At 42.9% G+C, this 17,055-nt stretch carries 17 protein-coding genes; 9 read left to right on the forward strand and 8 right to left on the reverse strand.

What is annotated here, in order from left to right; all coding sequences use genetic code 11:
* The first annotated feature begins 414 nt into the window (after nucleotides 1-414).
* Genes AB4329_RS19925 through AB4329_RS19950 form a run of 6 tightly spaced genes read left to right on the forward strand, consistent with a single transcriptional unit; the run spans nucleotide 415 to nucleotide 5,692 of the window.
* Nucleotides 415-858: a PTS sugar transporter subunit IIA gene (locus AB4329_RS19925; protein WP_017065190.1), complete on the forward strand. Its 444-nt coding sequence runs from the start codon at nucleotides 415-417 to the stop codon at nucleotides 856-858.
* Nucleotides 859-887: 29 nt separating this feature from the next.
* Complete coding sequence (locus AB4329_RS19930) at nucleotides 888-2,294, forward strand: PTS mannitol transporter subunit IICB (RefSeq protein ID WP_372074844.1); 1,407 nt, start codon at nucleotides 888-890, stop codon at nucleotides 2,292-2,294.
* A 48-nt stretch (nucleotides 2,295-2,342) separates the two neighbouring features.
* Entirely contained in the window at nucleotides 2,343-3,614 is a 1,272-nt protein-coding gene (locus AB4329_RS19935; RefSeq protein WP_017065192.1) for a zinc-binding dehydrogenase, read from the forward strand.
* Between the two features lie 58 nt (nucleotides 3,615-3,672).
* Complete coding sequence (locus AB4329_RS19940) at nucleotides 3,673-4,185, forward strand: MltR family transcriptional regulator (RefSeq protein ID WP_017065193.1); 513 nt, start codon at nucleotides 3,673-3,675, stop codon at nucleotides 4,183-4,185.
* A 10-nt stretch (nucleotides 4,186-4,195) separates the two neighbouring features.
* Nucleotides 4,196-4,930, forward strand: a complete 735-nt coding sequence (locus AB4329_RS19945; protein ID WP_017065845.1) for a nucleoside/nucleotide kinase family protein — start codon at nucleotides 4,196-4,198, stop codon at nucleotides 4,928-4,930.
* Between the two features lie 15 nt (nucleotides 4,931-4,945).
* Nucleotides 4,946-5,692 carry a phosphatase gene (locus tag AB4329_RS19950; protein WP_372074845.1) on the forward strand — a complete coding sequence of 249 codons (747 nt, stop codon included), beginning with the start codon at nucleotides 4,946-4,948 and terminating at the stop codon, nucleotides 5,690-5,692.
* 138 nt (nucleotides 5,693-5,830) lie between these two features.
* On the opposite strand, the gene AB4329_RS19955 is transcribed toward AB4329_RS19950, so the two are convergent.
* Nucleotides 5,831-6,046, reverse strand: coding sequence for a hypothetical protein (locus AB4329_RS19955; RefSeq protein WP_372074846.1), 216 nt, complete (start codon nucleotides 6,044-6,046; stop codon nucleotides 5,831-5,833).
* Between the two features lie 448 nt (nucleotides 6,047-6,494).
* On the opposite strand from AB4329_RS19955, the gene AB4329_RS19960 reads away from it, so the two are divergent.
* Complete coding sequence (locus tag AB4329_RS19960) at nucleotides 6,495-6,755, forward strand: DUF5062 family protein (RefSeq protein WP_017070120.1); 261 nt, start codon at nucleotides 6,495-6,497, stop codon at nucleotides 6,753-6,755.
* Between the two features lie 90 nt (nucleotides 6,756-6,845).
* Here the strand turns inward: AB4329_RS19960 and AB4329_RS19965 are convergent, their stop codons facing one another.
* Nucleotides 6,846-9,083, reverse strand: a complete 2,238-nt coding sequence (locus AB4329_RS19965; RefSeq protein ID WP_372112181.1) for a hypothetical protein — start codon at nucleotides 9,081-9,083, stop codon at nucleotides 6,846-6,848.
* A 331-nt stretch (nucleotides 9,084-9,414) separates the two neighbouring features.
* Here AB4329_RS19965 and AB4329_RS19970 point away from each other — a divergent pair, with 331 nt between their 5' ends.
* Both AB4329_RS19970 and AB4329_RS19975 read left to right on the forward strand, forming a co-directional pair.
* Nucleotides 9,415-9,570, forward strand: a complete 156-nt coding sequence (locus AB4329_RS19970) for a DUF5993 family protein (protein ID WP_017072479.1) — start codon at nucleotides 9,415-9,417, stop codon at nucleotides 9,568-9,570.
* Between the two features lie 9 nt (nucleotides 9,571-9,579).
* Entirely contained in the window at nucleotides 9,580-10,119 is a 540-nt protein-coding gene (locus AB4329_RS19975) for a disulfide bond formation protein B (RefSeq protein ID WP_017068121.1), read from the forward strand.
* Between the two features lie 74 nt (nucleotides 10,120-10,193).
* Here AB4329_RS19975 and AB4329_RS19980 read toward each other — a convergent pair whose 3' ends face one another.
* The 6 genes from AB4329_RS19980 to AB4329_RS20005 form a co-directional block, all read right to left on the reverse strand.
* The gene (locus tag AB4329_RS19980) at nucleotides 10,194-11,036 is read right to left on the reverse strand and encodes an IS3 family transposase (RefSeq protein ID WP_106427119.1); all 843 of its coding nucleotides are present in this window, start codon (nucleotides 11,034-11,036) and stop codon (nucleotides 10,194-10,196) included.
* Nucleotides 11,033-11,542 carry a helix-turn-helix domain-containing protein gene (locus tag AB4329_RS19985; RefSeq protein WP_372139108.1) on the reverse strand — a complete coding sequence of 170 codons (510 nt, stop codon included), beginning with the start codon at nucleotides 11,540-11,542 and terminating at the stop codon, nucleotides 11,033-11,035. Before AB4329_RS19985 ends, AB4329_RS19980 begins: the two co-directional genes overlap by 4 nt.
* Before the next feature lie 107 nt (nucleotides 11,543-11,649).
* Nucleotides 11,650-12,741 (reverse strand): sulfate ABC transporter permease, encoded by a 1,092-nt coding sequence (locus AB4329_RS19990; RefSeq protein ID WP_372133325.1) that lies wholly within the window; start codon nucleotides 12,739-12,741, stop codon nucleotides 11,650-11,652.
* Nucleotide 12,742: 1 nt separating this feature from the next.
* Nucleotides 12,743-13,219: a hypothetical protein gene (locus tag AB4329_RS19995; protein ID WP_017060466.1), complete on the reverse strand. Its 477-nt coding sequence runs from the start codon at nucleotides 13,217-13,219 to the stop codon at nucleotides 12,743-12,745.
* A 10-nt stretch (nucleotides 13,220-13,229) separates the two neighbouring features.
* On the reverse strand, nucleotides 13,230-16,433 hold the full coding sequence (locus AB4329_RS20000) for a response regulator (RefSeq protein WP_372133322.1): 3,204 nt from the start codon (nucleotides 16,431-16,433) through the stop codon (nucleotides 13,230-13,232).
* 213 nt (nucleotides 16,434-16,646) lie between these two features.
* Nucleotides 16,647-17,021, reverse strand: a complete 375-nt coding sequence (locus tag AB4329_RS20005) for a hypothetical protein (protein WP_017060464.1) — start codon at nucleotides 17,019-17,021, stop codon at nucleotides 16,647-16,649.
* Between the last annotated feature and the right edge of the window lie 34 nt (nucleotides 17,022-17,055).

The following is a 17,055-nucleotide window of genomic DNA, read 5'->3' on the forward strand; positions in this document are numbered from 1 at the left end:
TCTGAATAGGTGCGTGAACGAGGTGTTACTCACTTACAAAGTGGTGGTGTTTGTATTTCATACGGGATCTTGGTCACTGATCTTAGCGCTTAACATTACCCAAACGCCCAAATTAAATGTAACCATCATCACAATTAATACTTGGTCAATACGTATAAATAGATCTTTATCACGTTTGTGTAATCTTATTTAAATCCTATAACTGGGCTTGCTATCAAATTTAAACTATTGACTTGTTGTTAATAATAAAATTGTAATTAAATTTCATGATAAATATGAGAGGTAGAGAATAACTAATCGTTTGACTCTGATATTTAAGTGACCTGGATCTCACTTTGTTGCCATTTCTCTATTCTTCTACTTCCATTGATAATAATCCCAACAAAAACGAACAAAGAATAACTGGGATATATTATGCTTTATGACCTTATTGACCACGACCTAATTGATGTTATTAACCACTCTGAATACAAGTGGGAAGATGCAGTTAAGGAAACGACTCGTTACCTACAAGATAAGGGCTACGTTACCGATAACTACGCAGACGCGATCATTCAGTCAACGCATGATAATGGACCTTATTACGTTCTTTGTCCAGGTATTGCTATGCCTCATGCCCGCCCAGAAGCAGGTGTACTAAAGACTGGACTTGGTATTCATGTCTTTTCTAACCCGGTGGATTTTGGGTCTGATATGGGGCCTGCCAATGTCTTATTAACATTAGCTGCAAAGGATTCAGATACACACATTGAGGTTATTCAAGCGCTTAGCGAAATGCTGGTTGATGAAGAAAACATTGCCAAACTGGCTGCTTCTTCTTCAAAAGCAGAAGTGCTTGAAATTATTAAAAGTTACTAATAATAACCTTTGAAAATAAGGAATATAACGTGTCTACAAATATAAGAGCCAAAGTGCAAGCTTTTGGTGGTCATCTGACTGCCATGGTATTGCCAAATATCGGAGCCTTCATTGCTTGGGGCTTCATTACCGCATTATTTATCCCAACAGGTTGGATGCCGAATGAGTATTTCGGTGAGCTTGTTGGTCCGATGATTACCTATTTATTACCATTATTGATTGGTTATACCGGTGGTCAGATTGTTGGTGACAAGCGTGGTGCTGTAGCTGGTGCTATCGGTACTATGGGTGTTATTGCCGGCGCCGAGATTCCAATGTTTGTTGGTGCAATGATCATGGGTCCACTAAGTGGCTGGGTGATTGTTCAAATCGATAAACGCCTACAAGACAAGATCCCTTCTGGTTTCGAGATGGTGGTAAACAACTTCTCGCTAGGTATCTTCGGCATGTTGATGTGTCTATTTGCTTACGCGATTGTTGGTCCAGCTGTAACTGCAGCGAACCTATTCGTTAAATCGGGCATCGAAGCGCTTGTAGCGACTGGCTTCCTACCGTTACTTGCAATTATTAATGAACCAGCAAAAGTCTTGTTCCTGAACAACGCTATCGACCAAGGTATTTACTACCCACTAGGCCTACAAGCAGCAGCTGAAACAGGCAAATCTATCTTCTTTATGGTGGCGTCTAACCCTGGCCCTGGTTTAGGTATGCTTCTGGCTTACGCTAAGTTTGGTCAAGGTCTAAGTAAGAAATCAGCACCAAGTGCAATCATCATCCACTTCTTCGGTGGTATTCATGAGCTGTACTTCCCATACGTGCTAATGAAGCCAATCATGATTTTAGCGATGATTGCAGGTGCGGCAACAGGCATCGCAACGTTCAATCTACTTGATGCTGGTCTGGTTGCAGGTCCAAGTCCAGGTTCAATCTTCTCTTACCTAGCTCTAACACCAAAAGGCAGCTTCTTCGCGACCATCGCCGGTGTAACAACAGCAACGATTGTTTCTTTCTTAGTCGCAAGCGCAATCCTCAAAGTAAGCAAGAAAGAGGAGTCTGAAGAAGAGTTTGAGCAATCAATCACAGACATGAAAGATATGAAAGCTGAAGGTGCAGCAGCAAAATCGCCAGCACAAGCAGCGGTAAAAGCAGAAGCGAAAGACATTAAATTTGTCGCCTTTGCATGTGATGCAGGGATGGGCTCAAGCGCAATGGGGGCATCAACCTTTAAGCGCAAACTCGAAAAAGCCGGCTTTAACGTTGAAGTGAAGAACTTCGCAATCGAAAAAGTGCCGAGCAACGCGGACGTGGTGGTGACCCACGAGAGTCTAGAGAGTCGAGCAATCAAAGCAACAGGCCTGCCTGTGGTGACCATCAAGAACTTCCTACATGACCCAGCATTAGACAACCTAATGGACACCATCGGTCAGCAAGCTTAATTAATATTCTGGGGTCAGGTATTGGCCCCACTTTTCGGAGATAAAATCATGGTTCAAACAACTGCAGCGGTAATTTGTGGTGAGAAAGACGTTCAACTAAGAACCTTCGATCTACCAAAGATTTCAGATGATGAACTGCTGGTTAAAAACGTTTCAAACAGCATCTGTCTATCGACTTACAAAGCAGCACTCCTCGGCAGTAACCACAAACGTGTGCCTGAAAATATTGCTGAAGTACCTGTAATGACAGGCCATGAATACGCAGGTGTGATTGTAGAAGTAGGTGCTAACTTACAAGACCGTTTTAAGCCGGGCGAACCATTTGTACTGCAGCCCGCAATGGGCTTGCCAACAGGCTACTCAGCAGGCTACAGCTACGAGACATTCGGTGGTAACGCGACGTACTCAATCATCCCTAAAGTAGCGATTGATTTAGACTGTGTGCTGCCATACAAGAGTTCTTACTATGCAAACGCATCGCTTGCAGAGCCAATGTCTTGCATCATCGGTGCGTTCCACGCTAGCTACCACACAACCCCATACGTGTATGAACATCAAATGGGCATCAAAGAGGGCGGAGCGTTAGCGCTACTTGCATGTGCTGGCCCTATGGGTATTGGCGCGATTGATTACGCGATTAACGGCCCTGTGAAGCCAAGCCGTATTGTGGTGACTGATATCGATGAAGCTCGTCTCTCGCGCGCAGAAAGCCTTATCCCGGTATCAAAAGCGACCGAGAATGGTATTGAACTCCATTACGTAAACACAGCGAAAATTGATGACCCTGTTACGTACTTAAAAGAACTGAATGACGGCAATGGCTATGACGATGTCATGGTGTATGCAGCGGTTGCACAGGTGCTTGAGCAAGCTGATGAGCTATTAGGTAACGATGGCTGCCTGAACTTCTTTGCTGGTCCAACAGATAAGCAATTTAAAGTACCGTTCAACTTTTACAATGTGCATTATGAATCTACGCATATTGTAGGAACCTCTGGCGGTTCAACAGGGGATATGGTTGAATCCATTGAACTTTCGGAAGCGGGTAAGATCAACCCATCATTTATGCTAACTCACGTTGGTGGCTTAGAGGCGGCACCTCACACTATCCTAAATCAACTGGATATTCCGGGTGGTAAAAAGCTAATCTACCCGCATATTGACCTGCCACTGACGGCAATTGATGAGTTCCATAAGCTAGCAGAGCAAGACCCGTTCTTCGGCGAACTAGACCGAATTTTGAAAGATAACAACTACGTTTGGAACGAACTGGCAGAGAAAGCACTGCTTGAGTTCTACGGCGTTAGCCTAACGGCGTAATCGATGATTTCGTGGCAGCTACACTGCTGCCACGACCAATAAGGAACATGTTATTACGGTGCAAGACGAATTATTAGATGCCTTAGAAGAGTGCGAAACCGCCACTTGTTTTATCCAAGCATCTCATAAGCTGATTAGCGTTAAGTTAAAGCATTTGTTACCAAGGGTATTTGTTCAAGATCCTTTGGTGATTGAGTATGCCGTGACCCCTCTACTCAAAGAGGATGGTCCTTTGGTCGAGATTGATGTGGTATCAAAGCTGATGTTTGCGATGGGTAAGATCTCAATAGAGAGTTACGCAGATATTAACTTGTTTGACCAAATGCACGGTTTTGTCGCTCAGCAACAAGAGCCAATTTCGTTTAGTGATGATGTCATTTACGACTTCATCACTAATCAAGCGACGCTCTCAAAGAGCGACGGCAGCATCTATCTTGATTCGATTAACCAATTAAAATTTTCATCATTCGACTCCTTTTCTCAAGCTCGCTATGAGTCACTGGTCAAAACCGTGTTGAAGCTCGCTTGCGAAGGTTTGTTAGAAACTGTGGAGAACGAAATTTTAGATTAAGGCTTTTCATATGAAAGTTTCCCTAAATGTCAGTGGCTTTGAGACCGAAGCTGTGTTTTCAGATAACAATATCGAACAAATTCATAAGCCATTGGTTGAAAAGTTTTCTCGTCTTTACCAAGAAAAGAACGAACGAACGGTTATATTCTTAGCTGCGCCTCCTGGCAGTGGAAAATCAACCCTAGCGGCATTCTGGGAGTACCTATCTCACACAATCCCAAATGTTGAACCATTGCAGGTGCTGCCTTTCGATGGCTTTCATTACCCGAACGAGATCCTCGATTCGAATTACACCATCCGCGGTGAAGAGAAGATAAAGCTGCGTAGTATTAAAGGCGCACACGAAACCTTTAACCTCACATCTCTTATCGACAAACTCAAGAAGCTAAAAGTTCAAGACCCAAAGTGGCCTTACTACGATCGTAACCTGCATGATCCAGTTGATGACGCAATCACCGTTGAAAAAGAGATTGTGGTGATTGAGGGAAATTGGCTTCTGCTCGATGAACCAGTATGGAGTGGGTTGAATGAGCTTGCTGATTTCACCATCTTCATCGATACCGCTCCTAAGTTTTTAGAAGAGCGTTTAGTGAACCGCAAGATTCGTGGTGGCTCAACGCTTGAAGAGGCTCTCGCTTTTTATAAAAGTTCAGATTCAAAGAATGTAGACATGGTTTTAAATCATTCTGTAAAAGCGGACCTAACTCTATATATGAACCAAGATGGTTCTTTTGATATCAATTAATTCTAGGAGGTCGCTATGAAGATCGTCGTCGACAGCCACACTCATACTCTTGCCAGCGGCCATGCTTACAGCACTATTATTGAGAACGCTAAAGCAGCACAGCATAAGGGGCTGAAACTTCTTTGTACAACGGATCATGCTCCTGAAATGCCGGGTGCCCCCCACTACTGGTTTTTCAACAATCAAAGAATTTTGCCCCGCTTTCTTCACTATGTTGGAATCCTACGTGGAGTGGAAGCAAACATCACCAACATTGAAGGAGACTTAGATCTATCCCCTTCAACCTATCAGCACCTTGACTGGACTATTGCCAGCTTCCACGAACCTGTGTTTCCTCCATCCACTGAAGAGATACATACCCAAGCCCTCATTAATATAATTGAGGGGGGAAAGGTTGATGTGCTTGGGCACCTTGGTAACCCAAATTACCCATTTGATATTCGAGCCGTGCTCGAGTGTGCTAAACAGCACAATGTGGCGATTGAGGTGAACAATACCTCTTTGACGGGAAAAAGCCGCAAGGGGAGTGATGTACGCTGTTCTAAGATTGTGGAGATTGGAAAGCAAGTCGGGGTTTATTTCTCGACAGGCTCAGATGCCCATTTTTGTGAAGATATAGGGCGTGTAGATCTCGCCATAGCGCTCCTTGAAAAGCATGATGTGGAAGAAGACAAAATAATCACTACCTCAACATCCCGCTTTTTGAACTTTTTATTATTGCGCGGTAAGAGTCGAATCGAAGAATTTGCACACTTATATTAAGTGTGTTGTTGAGTTAATGATTACTGGTATCAAAAAGCCCAAAGCTATTAACTTTGGGCTTTTCCGTATCTGGTAACCAGCATTTTATAATGAATTTTTAAAAAGAGAATGCTTGGTGATAGAGAACTGATTGGTTGATTAATGCATGCCTGAGCGCATTTTGTCGGCGAGCGCAAAGAAGACAAAAATGACGAAGCATACTAGAGCAGCACACAGTGAAGTTAAGATGGTTGTGGCGTCTTTTGAAATCAATGGAGTGGTGATAGAAGCTAGCGCTATCAACATAACAAGGATATGAACAATTCGACCCGGAATTGGATTTTTATGACAGAATGAAGCCCAGAGGTAACGCATTTTCAACACCAGTATAAAATTAGTGGTTTTATTCTATTTTCTTAGTGAGTATTTTGTAAATAACAATTGGTTACAATTGGTTGTAAATATGATCTAAGTCGAATTAGTATTAAACCAGTTAAATAACAGCAGTTTATTGATCTTTTATTGAATTTTAACTTTCAAAATGAACATCATAATATTCCGTATTCTTTGGAATGCTAAGTCAAATATTATTCGAATTTTTGTTTTTTGACTTAAGATCTCATTTATTGAGTGTTCTGTTAAGAGACCGTTTGCGTACAGGTATTGGTGGCGTAACTATCAAGCGAATTAGAGTCATCCTAGAGCCTGTTATTCGTTTTATGTTATTTATCAAAGTGACTCCTCAAATTGAGAGCGAAGTAATCTTGTGAATTTTTCGGTTTGATATACTCAATATTCATTCGATAAAGATGATGGAGATGATATGTCGAAAACCGCGAAGATCATTAATGAAGATAAGCTGGTAAAAAAAGCAGTTGAAGTCGGTTTTAAGATGGCTAAGCTACAAGGTTTTGATTTGCCAAATTCATCCCAACCGATAAAGGTTAAAGCGGTGTACTTGTTCCTTGTTGAAGTCAATCAGATCACACCGTTACCGGACAGTAAGTTGGATGGTGCAAATATTAAGAAGCGCCTAGCGTTATGGATACACAACGCTTTGCCTGATAATGATCCTCTGAAGTAAGCAGAGACTAACTCGTTTTTATGTGTGAAACCTAGCGGTCACTCGCTAGGTTTTTTTGTTTTATGATTGCTATTTCGAGTTTAAACCGAGTCAGTAAAGTAATAGCAAACCTTGGTAGCCACCGATCTGTACTTCATCGACATACTCTCCCACTCTGCCGTCAGCACTTACGGGCTTCATTGGTCGGTCTAATCGAATCGAGATTTTCTCTGCAGCATAAAAGTCAGCATTTTTCCCATAAAAATCGGTGCGATAGAGAACTCGTCCATGCTCAAACTCTCTGGCTATCACCATGTCTTCTGGGCCGCCTTCTACAACCTGCTTATCTGATTGATAAAGGAAATAGGTATGAGTCGGTAGCAGTGAAACCTTGCCATTAGGTAAGTCTTGATGAGTGACCTGGGATTGCGAAGTGTTGCCAACAATCGTGTAATCCTCAGATTGTGGAGTACGAGTTGAGAGCATCAATGAGGTAGGTTCAAACCCCGAAGGAATCACACCTGAAGGTTTTCCAAGAGGGATATCGAGCAATGCTGTGGGCTTATAAGCCATGTTTTTGGGTACGCCCGGTTTCCAGAAGTTATCTGTTGTGGTGTTGTTGCTCCCATACACGTAACTGTTGTTCCATTGATTGAAATAGCTGTGTTCAGGGTGGTAGTTGAGGTAATAGACAGCGAGAGTTGAGTACTGGTCTTGTTGCCAATTCTCTTGGTTGTTTCCAAAGAACTGCACTCGTCCATAGCGCGTAGTGGCTTGTTGAATAACCTTCGACCCTGAATAGCCGAGTGCTGAGTTATCCCAAAACTTCGATAGCCCGCCATAGCCGCTAAATCCCGTTGACGGAAATATATAGTGCTCCCTGAAATACAGGTTTCCTGCATCGATAAGGTGCGCTTGCCCATTTCGACCATAGAGGTTAGCCGTTCCAATGTTTAGCCCGATTAATGGTTTGTCATTAACGGCAGTCAATCGTTTGAGAAAGGCGGTGAACTCTTGCTTATAGCGTTCATCCGCTTCAGTTGAGCCTGCGATAGCATCAAGCTCAGCGATGTTTCCCCCAGAGTAAATATCAAATTGATTGCTACCTAAGAGCTTATTGGTGTCATCGTTGTAGGCGCCACGGAGTCCTAGTTTTGTCCAGTGTTGACCATAATAACTGCCCATTGCCATCAATAGCCCGGGATTAGCCAGATTGGTTAGCGACCATGACGAATTTTGGTCCCACATTCGACCAAAAGGAATAACACGGGACTGCCAACGAAATCGAGCTGTGGCAGACTTGTTGCTTCGGTTTTGGTATTCAGCAGGAGATAAATAGTTGTCGTTGTTGAGATCGGCCGACTGGTCGAAACCAAGAATTTTTCTCCAATGCGTTGTTTTATCGGGAGAGCGGTTATTTACTGCTGCTGATGACAAGTCTTTTGGAGCGACGTTCGGAAAGCTATCCCCGAGTTGAACACGGTTTAAACGAGGTCGAATATCATTTGCGCGGCCTTGCCAGCGCACTCTAACAACGTATAAACGCCCACCATCACGGACAAAAGATGAGCCAAAAAATTGGCCGCCACCATAACTTTGGCCACTGCCATCATGAGTGCTTGCTCTTACCCAATCTGCGGGTAATAGCCAGTTTACCGCTTGGTTCTGAGTCATGTTCTTGGTGCCATCTTCCGTTATTTCGATTTGAGACCAATCGGTCACATGATTCTCAGCATTCATCGAAGATGGATATTCAATCCGAAATTTTCCTCCTTGTGCAAAGCGTGAAAATTCAAATTCTAAATGGTCAAACTTTTCAGAGTGATAAATGTAGAGCGCACCCCCTTGTTGGAAATGTTCAAAGACATCGGTATCCCAAGGTGTGGGTTGGTAAAGGGCAAAACCTGCGTGCATTTCGTCTTCGGTATAACCAACGAGCATAGGCTTGCGGTTTAATAGAGTGTTCTCACCATGAGTCGGGTCAGGCTCTGCAAGGATGGTGTCTTCTGAAAAGTGTAGAAAAAAATCTTCGTAATCGATGTCGTATCGTTCAGCGATGTCTCTAATTTCGTTTTCGAACGGGCCTGAATTTAACTCTAACTTTTGGTTGTACATGTAGCCAACGGCCTGGACTTTGTTGTTGAGGCTCGGCTCCGCATTCGCTCCAAACATCAAATCACTATTGTTGAGCTCCCAATCAACCACATCGTGGGCTGATATTTCATTGCCTTGTAAGTCGATCCCTTGCTCATGTTGACCGGGTAGAACGATCGTGTAGTTGGCCCAAATGATATTGGGAAAGGTAAGGCTGGTAAGAAAAATGGCTGAGACTAATCGTGTTGTTTTCATTATGTTTCCTTGCCATTCACTCTTTAAGTGTTATCCCTGTTTGGTAAGTGTAGCCAATCGTAATATCTATGTTCTGTTTCCGGTTATGTCTAATGCTGAGCGGTGCTCACTTTGCTTATATCGGCGTGTTACTTGCATCTTTGGGTAGGGGAAGCACTCTGTTAGTAACAGTAACTTGACAGGTTAGAGCTTGCTAACAAGTATTAAGTTGATGATTTTAAATCCGTAATCCATAGGTTTTCCGAAATTGAATGATTGAGGGCGTAGGTGTGGATATTCATTTTGACGTTCAATATGACCGAACTTGATAAATAGCGAGGAAATACCTCTTATGATGTATTTATTATTTTTGTTGTTACTTGTGGCGATGCTATGCGCCTTTTTCGACAAGAAGACCGCGGCTTATGGTTTTTTTGCGGGCTCTGTGATTCTTGGGTTGTATTGGTTTAATCACCATGCGACCGACTCGTTACCTATCCTATTGTAAGGAGCTCACATGAATCGAAATCAGTTAACGCTCCTAAATACGCTTGGCCTACTCGGCATGACCGTAGTGCTGTTGATAGGCTTTATCCTTCAGTTTGTGCTTCATGAGTTGCCTTGCCCGCTGTGTTTGTTGCAACGTATCGGTTTTGTGATGGTTGCGTTTGGCTTCATGTTGAATGTGGTTTATGGGCCTCAACCTCGTCACTATGGCATTGTTTTGATCGGGGCCTTGTATGGTGTCGCCACCTCACTACGGCAGGTCTCATTGCACGTGATTCCAGGCACGCCTGGCTATGGGAGTCCTATCTTTGGAATGCACTATTACACTTGGGCTTTCGTGTTATTTACTGCGACCATATTAGCGGTTGCTGTCATTCTAATATTGACTAATAAAGAGCCATCGCAAGAAGCGTATAAGATGAGTAATTTGGGGCGTGTGGCGTGCTTATTAGCCATCGTCGTGGTTGCACTCAATGCTATCGCTACCTTTGTTGAGTGTGGTCCTTATCAGTGTCCAGATAACCCAGTGAGCTATTGGTTACTCAACTAACTCACATGGCAGTTATCAGCAAAAAGAGAAAGCCACAGCGTTTTGAAGTGACCCCGTAAAGTTGGACATTTCTGTTAAGCGGCTTTCAAGGCCTGAGTTCGATATTCTATCGGAGTCAGGCCTTTTAGTTTCACTTTTATACGTTTGGTATTGTAGTACTCGATGTATTCTTTAATTTGCTCTATCAGAGCATCTGCATCTTCAAAGCTTTGGTTGTGATACATCTCTGTTTTGAGTAAAGCAAAAAAGTTTTCAGCAACCGCATTATCCAAGCAGTTACCTTTTCTCGACATGCTTTGCGTTAACCCACTCTCCGCTACCTTTTTTTGATACTGTCGATGGCGATATTGCCAACCTTGATCGCTATGTATAATTGGCTTTGAGTTGGGTTTAAGCTTTGATATGGCTTCCGTCAGCATATCCGTGACAAGCGGCAAGCAGGCATTTTTAGCCACTCTATAAGCAACCACTTCCTGAGTAAACAAGTCGACAACGGGAGACAAGTATACTTTCTGCTCTTTTACTTTGAACTCCGTGACATCAGTTACCCATTTTTCATCGGGTTGAGTCGCACTAAAATCTCTTTCAAGCACGTTAGGAGCTGCTGTTCCAGACTCTCCTCGATATGAACGATACTTTTTAATCCTGACCGTCGATTTAAGGTTGAGCTGAGCCATAAGCCTTTGAACCGTTTTGTGATTAAGCTCGAACCCCTGATTTTTTAGTTCCAAGTGAATTCGGCGGTAGCCGTATCGCCCCTTATGCTCATGATAAATTGACTTTATCAACCGCAGCTCACGTTCGTAGCTATTTGGGCGCTTGCTCGTTTGAGCCTGATAATAAAAGACACTTTTTGCCAGCTGTAGAGTGTGCAGTAAGTGCTTTAACGGGTATTTGCTTTTAAGAGTTAGAGCTATGACCGCTTTTTCTTTGTTCGACGGTTTTTTTCCTGATCCAACTCTTCCAACTTTTTTAGAACGGCATTCTCGGTTCGTAAATAGACCAACTCCTCTTTTAGCTCCTCAAGTGTCATTTCATCATCAGGCTTAGTGGTACGTTGAGGTTGCTGTTTCATTGAGGGTCTTCCTTTCTGGCGCATTTTGAGCCCTTTGATACCGTGCTCATTAAATCGTTTGAGCCAGACAGAGAGTATCCCAGGGGATGAGAGGTTTAATACTGCGCTAGTGTGCGTGAGAGACCATTCATTCGTCCACATTAAATTCAATGCTTTTCGTTTTGTCTGAGCAGTAACCGCTTGGTTAGTTGGTAAAAATGAATCAGCACCATGGATGGCAAAGACTTGAGCCCAATACCGTATCTGTCTTGAAGAAATTGAATATTGTTTTGCTAAGTAGAGAGATGACGTGCCATCTAAGTATTGCCTAGCAATGATACATTTTAGCTCTCGGCTATATTTGGACATAAAAAGACCCCCAATAATTGGTGTCCAACTATTGGGGGTCAGTTCAAATATTCGACTGGCTTTTTTGGATCTTAATTGCTGCAAGTGACCATCGATTTGAATTCGAGCTAAAAAACAAAACTCAACATGATCGTATAAAGGACGGCATCTTTGTCATCAAAACCAGTAAGTGCGTTGAAATTCTCAACAAAGGCACCGTTTGCTTTACGAGCCTCAAAGTATTGCACTTCGCCATTGATGGAGACGTTAGGTAACACATCGTAATCCACACCAATTAGGTAGCTGTTTCCTGTTAGGTGTTCGTGAGAATCAAACTCTGCTCCGTAAACGACGTATGGAGTGAATAAATCTAGTCTGTAGCCCAAACTAGCGTACATCGAGGACGAGATGTTACTGATCTGTCCTTCACTTGCAAGCACCGCTTGACCTAATTCATACTCAACACCTAACGACCAAAGTTGAATGTGTTGGTTGTCTTGTTTGCTACTGAATGGAGCTGTTATCGAAGTCCCAGGGATTGTAATCGTGCCAGAAACGGTTTGATCAAAATTGGAGTCGAGGAATGACAAGTTCCAACGATAGTTTTCACCGCTCAATTGAAGATTGGCACCGAACATTCGGTTGGTTTCAAATTCCAGTTTTGTAGTCGAGTTGAAATCTACGTCATTTTTATCTTTTATGCCGATAAACGGAGTAAGTAAAAGAGTAGCTTCGTCACTGACATCGTGAGTCCAGCTCACTTTTATGCCATTGAAAGCTGTGATTCCGAGAACGCTGTTATACACCTCTGTAGGTGGCCTCGCGGTCATATAGGCTTGGCCTACATAGTAGTACTCAGAGGCAAGGAACAGTGGCAGTCGTAATCGACCAATGCTGACATCAAAGTCATTAAATTCATAACCTAAGTAAGCCCACTCTAGCTGCGGCTCACTCCAATCATATTGGGGTGGCTTGACAACTTGCACGGAAGCTTTGAATGAGTTGTAGAAGTAATCGAGTTGAACACCAAATGTGGTATCACAGTCGTAACAGCTCTCATCAGTAAAACCGCGGTTGATGATTAATGGATTATCGTTATCCGATGTTGCCCAAGACGTTGAGCCAAAGCCACTCAAGGATAAATTATCGGTAAGTTCGATATTCGCAAAAGCCGGAGAGGCCATTGAGGCACATAACACTGACGTAATTATTCTTTTCATATTATTTCTCCGAACTTATAACGTAGAGAACGTTGGCATTTTGAGGAACCGAAGAGAGTGGGGAGTAACCAATACGGTTTGGTTTGTCATCAAGCCAGTCGACTAAGCTGTCGGTTGACGCCGTTTTGATTTCTCTTGGATAACGCGCTTTTCCTGAAAAAGATAAACCAGCCCAGTGTGCATTCATTTGAGCGGCATTTTTTCCAAGCAAAAGCTGATAAAAGTCCTCTCTTTCGGCACTGTTCTCAGGCCAATCAGACAGTTCAACACGTTTGCCATTGAGGTGCTTAGTTTTCCCTCTATAGAGCTTTCGCGCTTTGTTTATTGATATCTCTTCAAATCCGGAGTCTAAAGAAAATATGGCATAATCTTCAGCGGCGTGAGCAGGGCTTAGAAAAAGCAAGCTTCCTAATAGCCCTACCGCGACTGGCAACATGACTCTGCGGGGAAGTGTTTTTATTGTTCTAATCCAATCCATGAGGTATCTCCTAACAAGTCGCACTTTCTATTTGATGGAATAGCTTTTCTTTTCTTACGGGCTTCGCTACGTATCCATCCATTCCGGAATCAAAGCACTTTTGAATATCATCATCGATAACACTAGCGGTTAACGCGATAATAGGAGTTTTGCTTAAGCCTTGGTTTTTCTCGTGTTCTCGAATCTCCTTAGTTGCCGTGAAACCGTCCATAACAGGCATCATGCAATCCATCAAAATAATGTCGAAGCTACTGTCGTTCTGGTACATATCAACGGCAATTTGTCCGTTGTCTGCAATTTCAAAGGCATATCCGGCCTTCTTCAGCATGATAGAAGCTACTTTTTGATTGACGCGGTTGTCTTCGACTAGCAAGATTCTCTCTGATTTGCTCGGAATTGCGTTTTGTTCCGCTTCTTCAGGCAAAGTACGTTTGGTCGCAGCCCCGTTGATAATTGGAGTGACAGTTGCAGGTTGTTTCTTAGGTTGAGCTTTATAGGAAGCTGGTAGTGGCATAGCTTCTACCGCGGTGAGTACTTTCTCTTTAAGCATTTCGAACTTGAATGGTTTTGGTACATAGTCATCCATACCAACGTCGAAACACCTCTGAATATCGTCATCGATGACACTGGCGGTCAATGCAATGATAGGGATGCGTCGCGTCGCTTCTGTTTCTTTTTCAATTCTTCGGATGTTGCTTGTTGCATCAAAGCCATCCATAACCGGCATCATGCAGTCCATGAGTATCACCGCGTAATGAGGATTAGCGGTGAACATGTCCACAGCTTCTTGACCATTATTAGCGAACTCGAATTCAAAACCACTTTTACCGACATGAAGACCAGCAATTTTTTGGTTGATCTTGTTGTCTTCAACGATGAGGATTTTGTGTTGGATCTCGACTGATGTCTGGCTTGCTTCTGATAGTTCCGCCAAACCTCGTGTATCACAAAGCTCAATAGCTTTAATTAAACGCAAGCCGAGTAGGGGCTGTGCGACTTGTGCAGTAACGCTGTCACCAAGATCCGCTGGCTCACTTAAGAAGGAGCGTATCAAACAGATAGTGATGCCGTTTTGGTGCAGCTTTTCTAAGTTATCTGCGTGGGTATTAGCTAGGAATGCGTCATCTTCGGCGAAAACAACAGTAATAGGTTTAGTGTGTTTTTGAGTGGAGAGCTGCTCTGTAATTGCCGTTATATCATTCGTTTTATCGGTAACCTTCAAACCATAAAGGTTAAGGTCGGACTCGATTCGCTCGGAGAGCATGTTTTCGTTACCCAGCACATAAATATCAGCCGTTGCTGTACTTGGTTTTGGCAGTATCAAGTCAACAGGCAATACCAAGTCGAAGTAGAAACAGCTTCCTTCACCTTTGACGGAGTCGAGTTGAATTTGACCACCCATCAGCTCTACCAACTGTGTACTGATGGCTAGACCAAGACCAGTACCACCAAATTGACGTGTGGTTGAATCGTCTTCTTGAGCGAACGGTTCAAATATCTGTTTTTGTTGCAGTGAATCGATACCAATACCCGTGTCTCGTACAGCAAATCGAATAGTGGCATTGTTATCTGCTTTGTTGAGCGTTTGAATTGATAATGTGACGCCACCTTCAGCCGTAAACTTCACCGCATTCGACATAAAGTTCATCAAGATCTGTCTTAAACGGTGATCGTCTATCATCACGCGTGCTGGTGTATCTGGGCTGATATCAACGTTAATCGATATTCTTTGTTCTTTCGCTTTTGGTGCCACAATAGAGGCGATGTCGTATATCGACTCTCTAATCGATGCAGAATGCGGGCTGATTAATAGCATGCCAGACTCAATTTTAGAGAAGTCTAAGATATCGTTGATTAAGCTAAGGAGCAGTTGGGATGAAGTTTCGATCGTATCAACATAGTCACGTTGTGTCGGTGTAAGCGGCGTATCTGCGAGGATTTCCGAAATACCAATAACACCATTGAGCGGGGTGCGAATTTCATGAGACATGTTGGCCAAGAAGCTACTTTTTGCTTTGCTGGCTTGTATTGCGTTGTCTTTCGCGTGTTCGGCATCCTCTTTGGCTCTCTCTGCGTCTTCTTTTGCTACCGTCAATCTCTCTTTCGCGAGCTCTCGTTCGATGGTCAATCGTTCAACTTGCTGAGCAAACAGACTGAGTTCATCTTTACCTTGGATTAATTTATCTAAAGAAGGGCGCGTGTCATCATTTTCGCTTTTTAAGAAAGCTAACACCAAATTAAGGTTGTTAGTGACTTGTCTCGCCAAGCTAAGAGTTAAACCCATAACAATCGCTGCCAGCAAAGCGACGATTGAAATAAACAGGGTTCGTTGTATTTGCGCGTCATAGATGGCTTGCTCAACTTCTTGTTGAAACTCTTGCTTGATTACGCCGCCAAGGCTTTGTAATAAGTTGAGCCGTGCGCTCATCGCTTCTAAGCCGACAGACACTTCTTGTGGCGTCAGTTGGCTGATTGTATTTAGGTCGAGTAGCGCGCTTCTTATCTCTTGGCTTTGAGCAAACACATCATTTCGAAACACTTCAACCATCAAAGAAACTTGATGTTCGTTGGCGTTCAATGAAACAAAGCGCTCTAAGAACAATTGCTGTCTTTCACTCAAGGTTTTGATCTGTTCGGCGAGTTCTGGGTCGTACTCTTGGCTGATTTGGAAGATCTCAATCAGTGAACTACCAAGCTTGAACTCTTCGTTCGACCAAAACATCAACCACTCAAGTTGTTGAAGGGCAGTGAGGTGCTGTTGAATTTCACGTTTAGTGTTTTCAAAAGGGACTTTCTCTACTTCAAGTAACAGTTGCTTGTATAAATCGCTCTGCCATTCGAGGGCATCCAATTTATCGTAAGTGTCAGTCACTTGCATCGTCGATAAGGTCGCTTCGCTGAAATCGGCAACAAGTTGATTCATTTCACCAGATGCGTCTAAAAAAATGATGGGAGACAGGTTTTTAAGTTCTGCCTTTACTTGGTTGCTTTGAGTAGCAAACTCTTCAGGGCTAGAGGCTAAGGTACTTCTATACAAAATAGAAATATCTTGAAGATAGACAGATAACTGATTGGTTCGTTCAAAATCGGTTAACTGAGTCGTTAATATATAAGCCTGTCTACCTGCTAGGAAGAGTAATAATGAAATGGGAAGTAGAACTAAGCCAAAGAGTTTATGTTTGACTGAAAGGTTATTCCAAACCGTAATCGCCATATAAGGATCCATCCAACTGTCGTTATATAAAAACAGTAGAATAAAAATGCCGATATGGAAACTTTGAAACGGTAAATTTTACGTAAGTGTGGGAGAGGTATAAGTTCTTGTGATTCCAGAGCTTATTTTGAAATGCGTTCTTTTATTAGTAATTTATAGCGTTTGGCAGTTTGTTTAATTTTATGCTTATTGATGAATCACTTAAAAAGCTTACTAATGAGGACGATTGTTATCGAGGCTTAATTCGAAAAGAAGTTGCTCTAATACGGTTTTTGCAGAGGGTTCTAATGTCCAAATACCGAGCATTCTGTTAAGTGCGGCGCGATACACTCTGTTTTTTAGTAGGAAGGCGAGTGTGCTCGTATCATTGCTGAATACGTGCATTTGTACGATGGTGAGCTCTGCTTTGTTCTCAATGTCTATTTTCTGAAGATTGAAAGCGGGTAGGAAGGCAGACTCATACCAAACCTCAACGATCTCTCGAAGCTCCATCTCTTCTTCAGGTACATCGCACTCCTGAAGTTGGTGGTTTTCAGGAATTGCGGATAAGTAAGCTACATCAAGCTTGTCTGCAACGAATGTGTACATATTCTTCCTTGTTACCTGTGGTATTGGGGCGAAT

The organism is Vibrio sp. 10N.261.54.A5 (genome assembly GCF_041471145.1).
In the GTDB taxonomy this organism is placed as follows: Bacteria; Pseudomonadota; Gammaproteobacteria; order Enterobacterales; family Vibrionaceae; genus Vibrio; species Vibrio crassostreae_C.

Coding starts and splice junctions, on each gene's coding strand:
- AB4329_RS19990 (WP_372133325.1), bottom strand. CDS start 12,741: ATGAAAAGAATAATTACGTCAGTGTTATGTGCCTCAATGGCCTCTCCG.
- AB4329_RS19965 (WP_372112181.1), bottom strand. CDS start 9,083: ATGAAAACAACACGATTAGTCTCAGCCATTTTTCTTACCAGCCTTACC.
- AB4329_RS19945 (WP_017065845.1), top strand. CDS start 4,196: ATGAAAGTTTCCCTAAATGTCAGTGGCTTTGAGACCGAAGCTGTGTTT.
- AB4329_RS20000 (WP_372133322.1), bottom strand. CDS start 16,433: ATGGCGATTACGGTTTGGAATAACCTTTCAGTCAAACATAAACTCTTT.
- AB4329_RS19950 (WP_372074845.1), top strand. CDS start 4,946: ATGAAGATCGTCGTCGACAGCCACACTCATACTCTTGCCAGCGGCCAT.
- AB4329_RS19975 (WP_017068121.1), top strand. CDS start 9,580: ATGAATCGAAATCAGTTAACGCTCCTAAATACGCTTGGCCTACTCGGC.
- AB4329_RS19935 (WP_017065192.1), top strand. CDS start 2,343: ATGGTTCAAACAACTGCAGCGGTAATTTGTGGTGAGAAAGACGTTCAA.
- AB4329_RS19955 (WP_372074846.1), bottom strand. CDS start 6,046: ATGCGTTACCTCTGGGCTTCATTCTGTCATAAAAATCCAATTCCGGGT.
- AB4329_RS19925 (WP_017065190.1), top strand. CDS start 415: ATGCTTTATGACCTTATTGACCACGACCTAATTGATGTTATTAACCAC.
- AB4329_RS19995 (WP_017060466.1), bottom strand. CDS start 13,219: ATGGATTGGATTAGAACAATAAAAACACTTCCCCGCAGAGTCATGTTG.
- AB4329_RS19985 (WP_372139108.1), bottom strand. CDS start 11,542: ATGTCCAAATATAGCCGAGAGCTAAAATGTATCATTGCTAGGCAATAC.
- AB4329_RS20005 (WP_017060464.1), bottom strand. CDS start 17,021: ATGTACACATTCGTTGCAGACAAGCTTGATGTAGCTTACTTATCCGCA.
- AB4329_RS19960 (WP_017070120.1), top strand. CDS start 6,495: ATGTCGAAAACCGCGAAGATCATTAATGAAGATAAGCTGGTAAAAAAA.
- AB4329_RS19970 (WP_017072479.1), top strand. CDS start 9,415: ATGATGTATTTATTATTTTTGTTGTTACTTGTGGCGATGCTATGCGCC.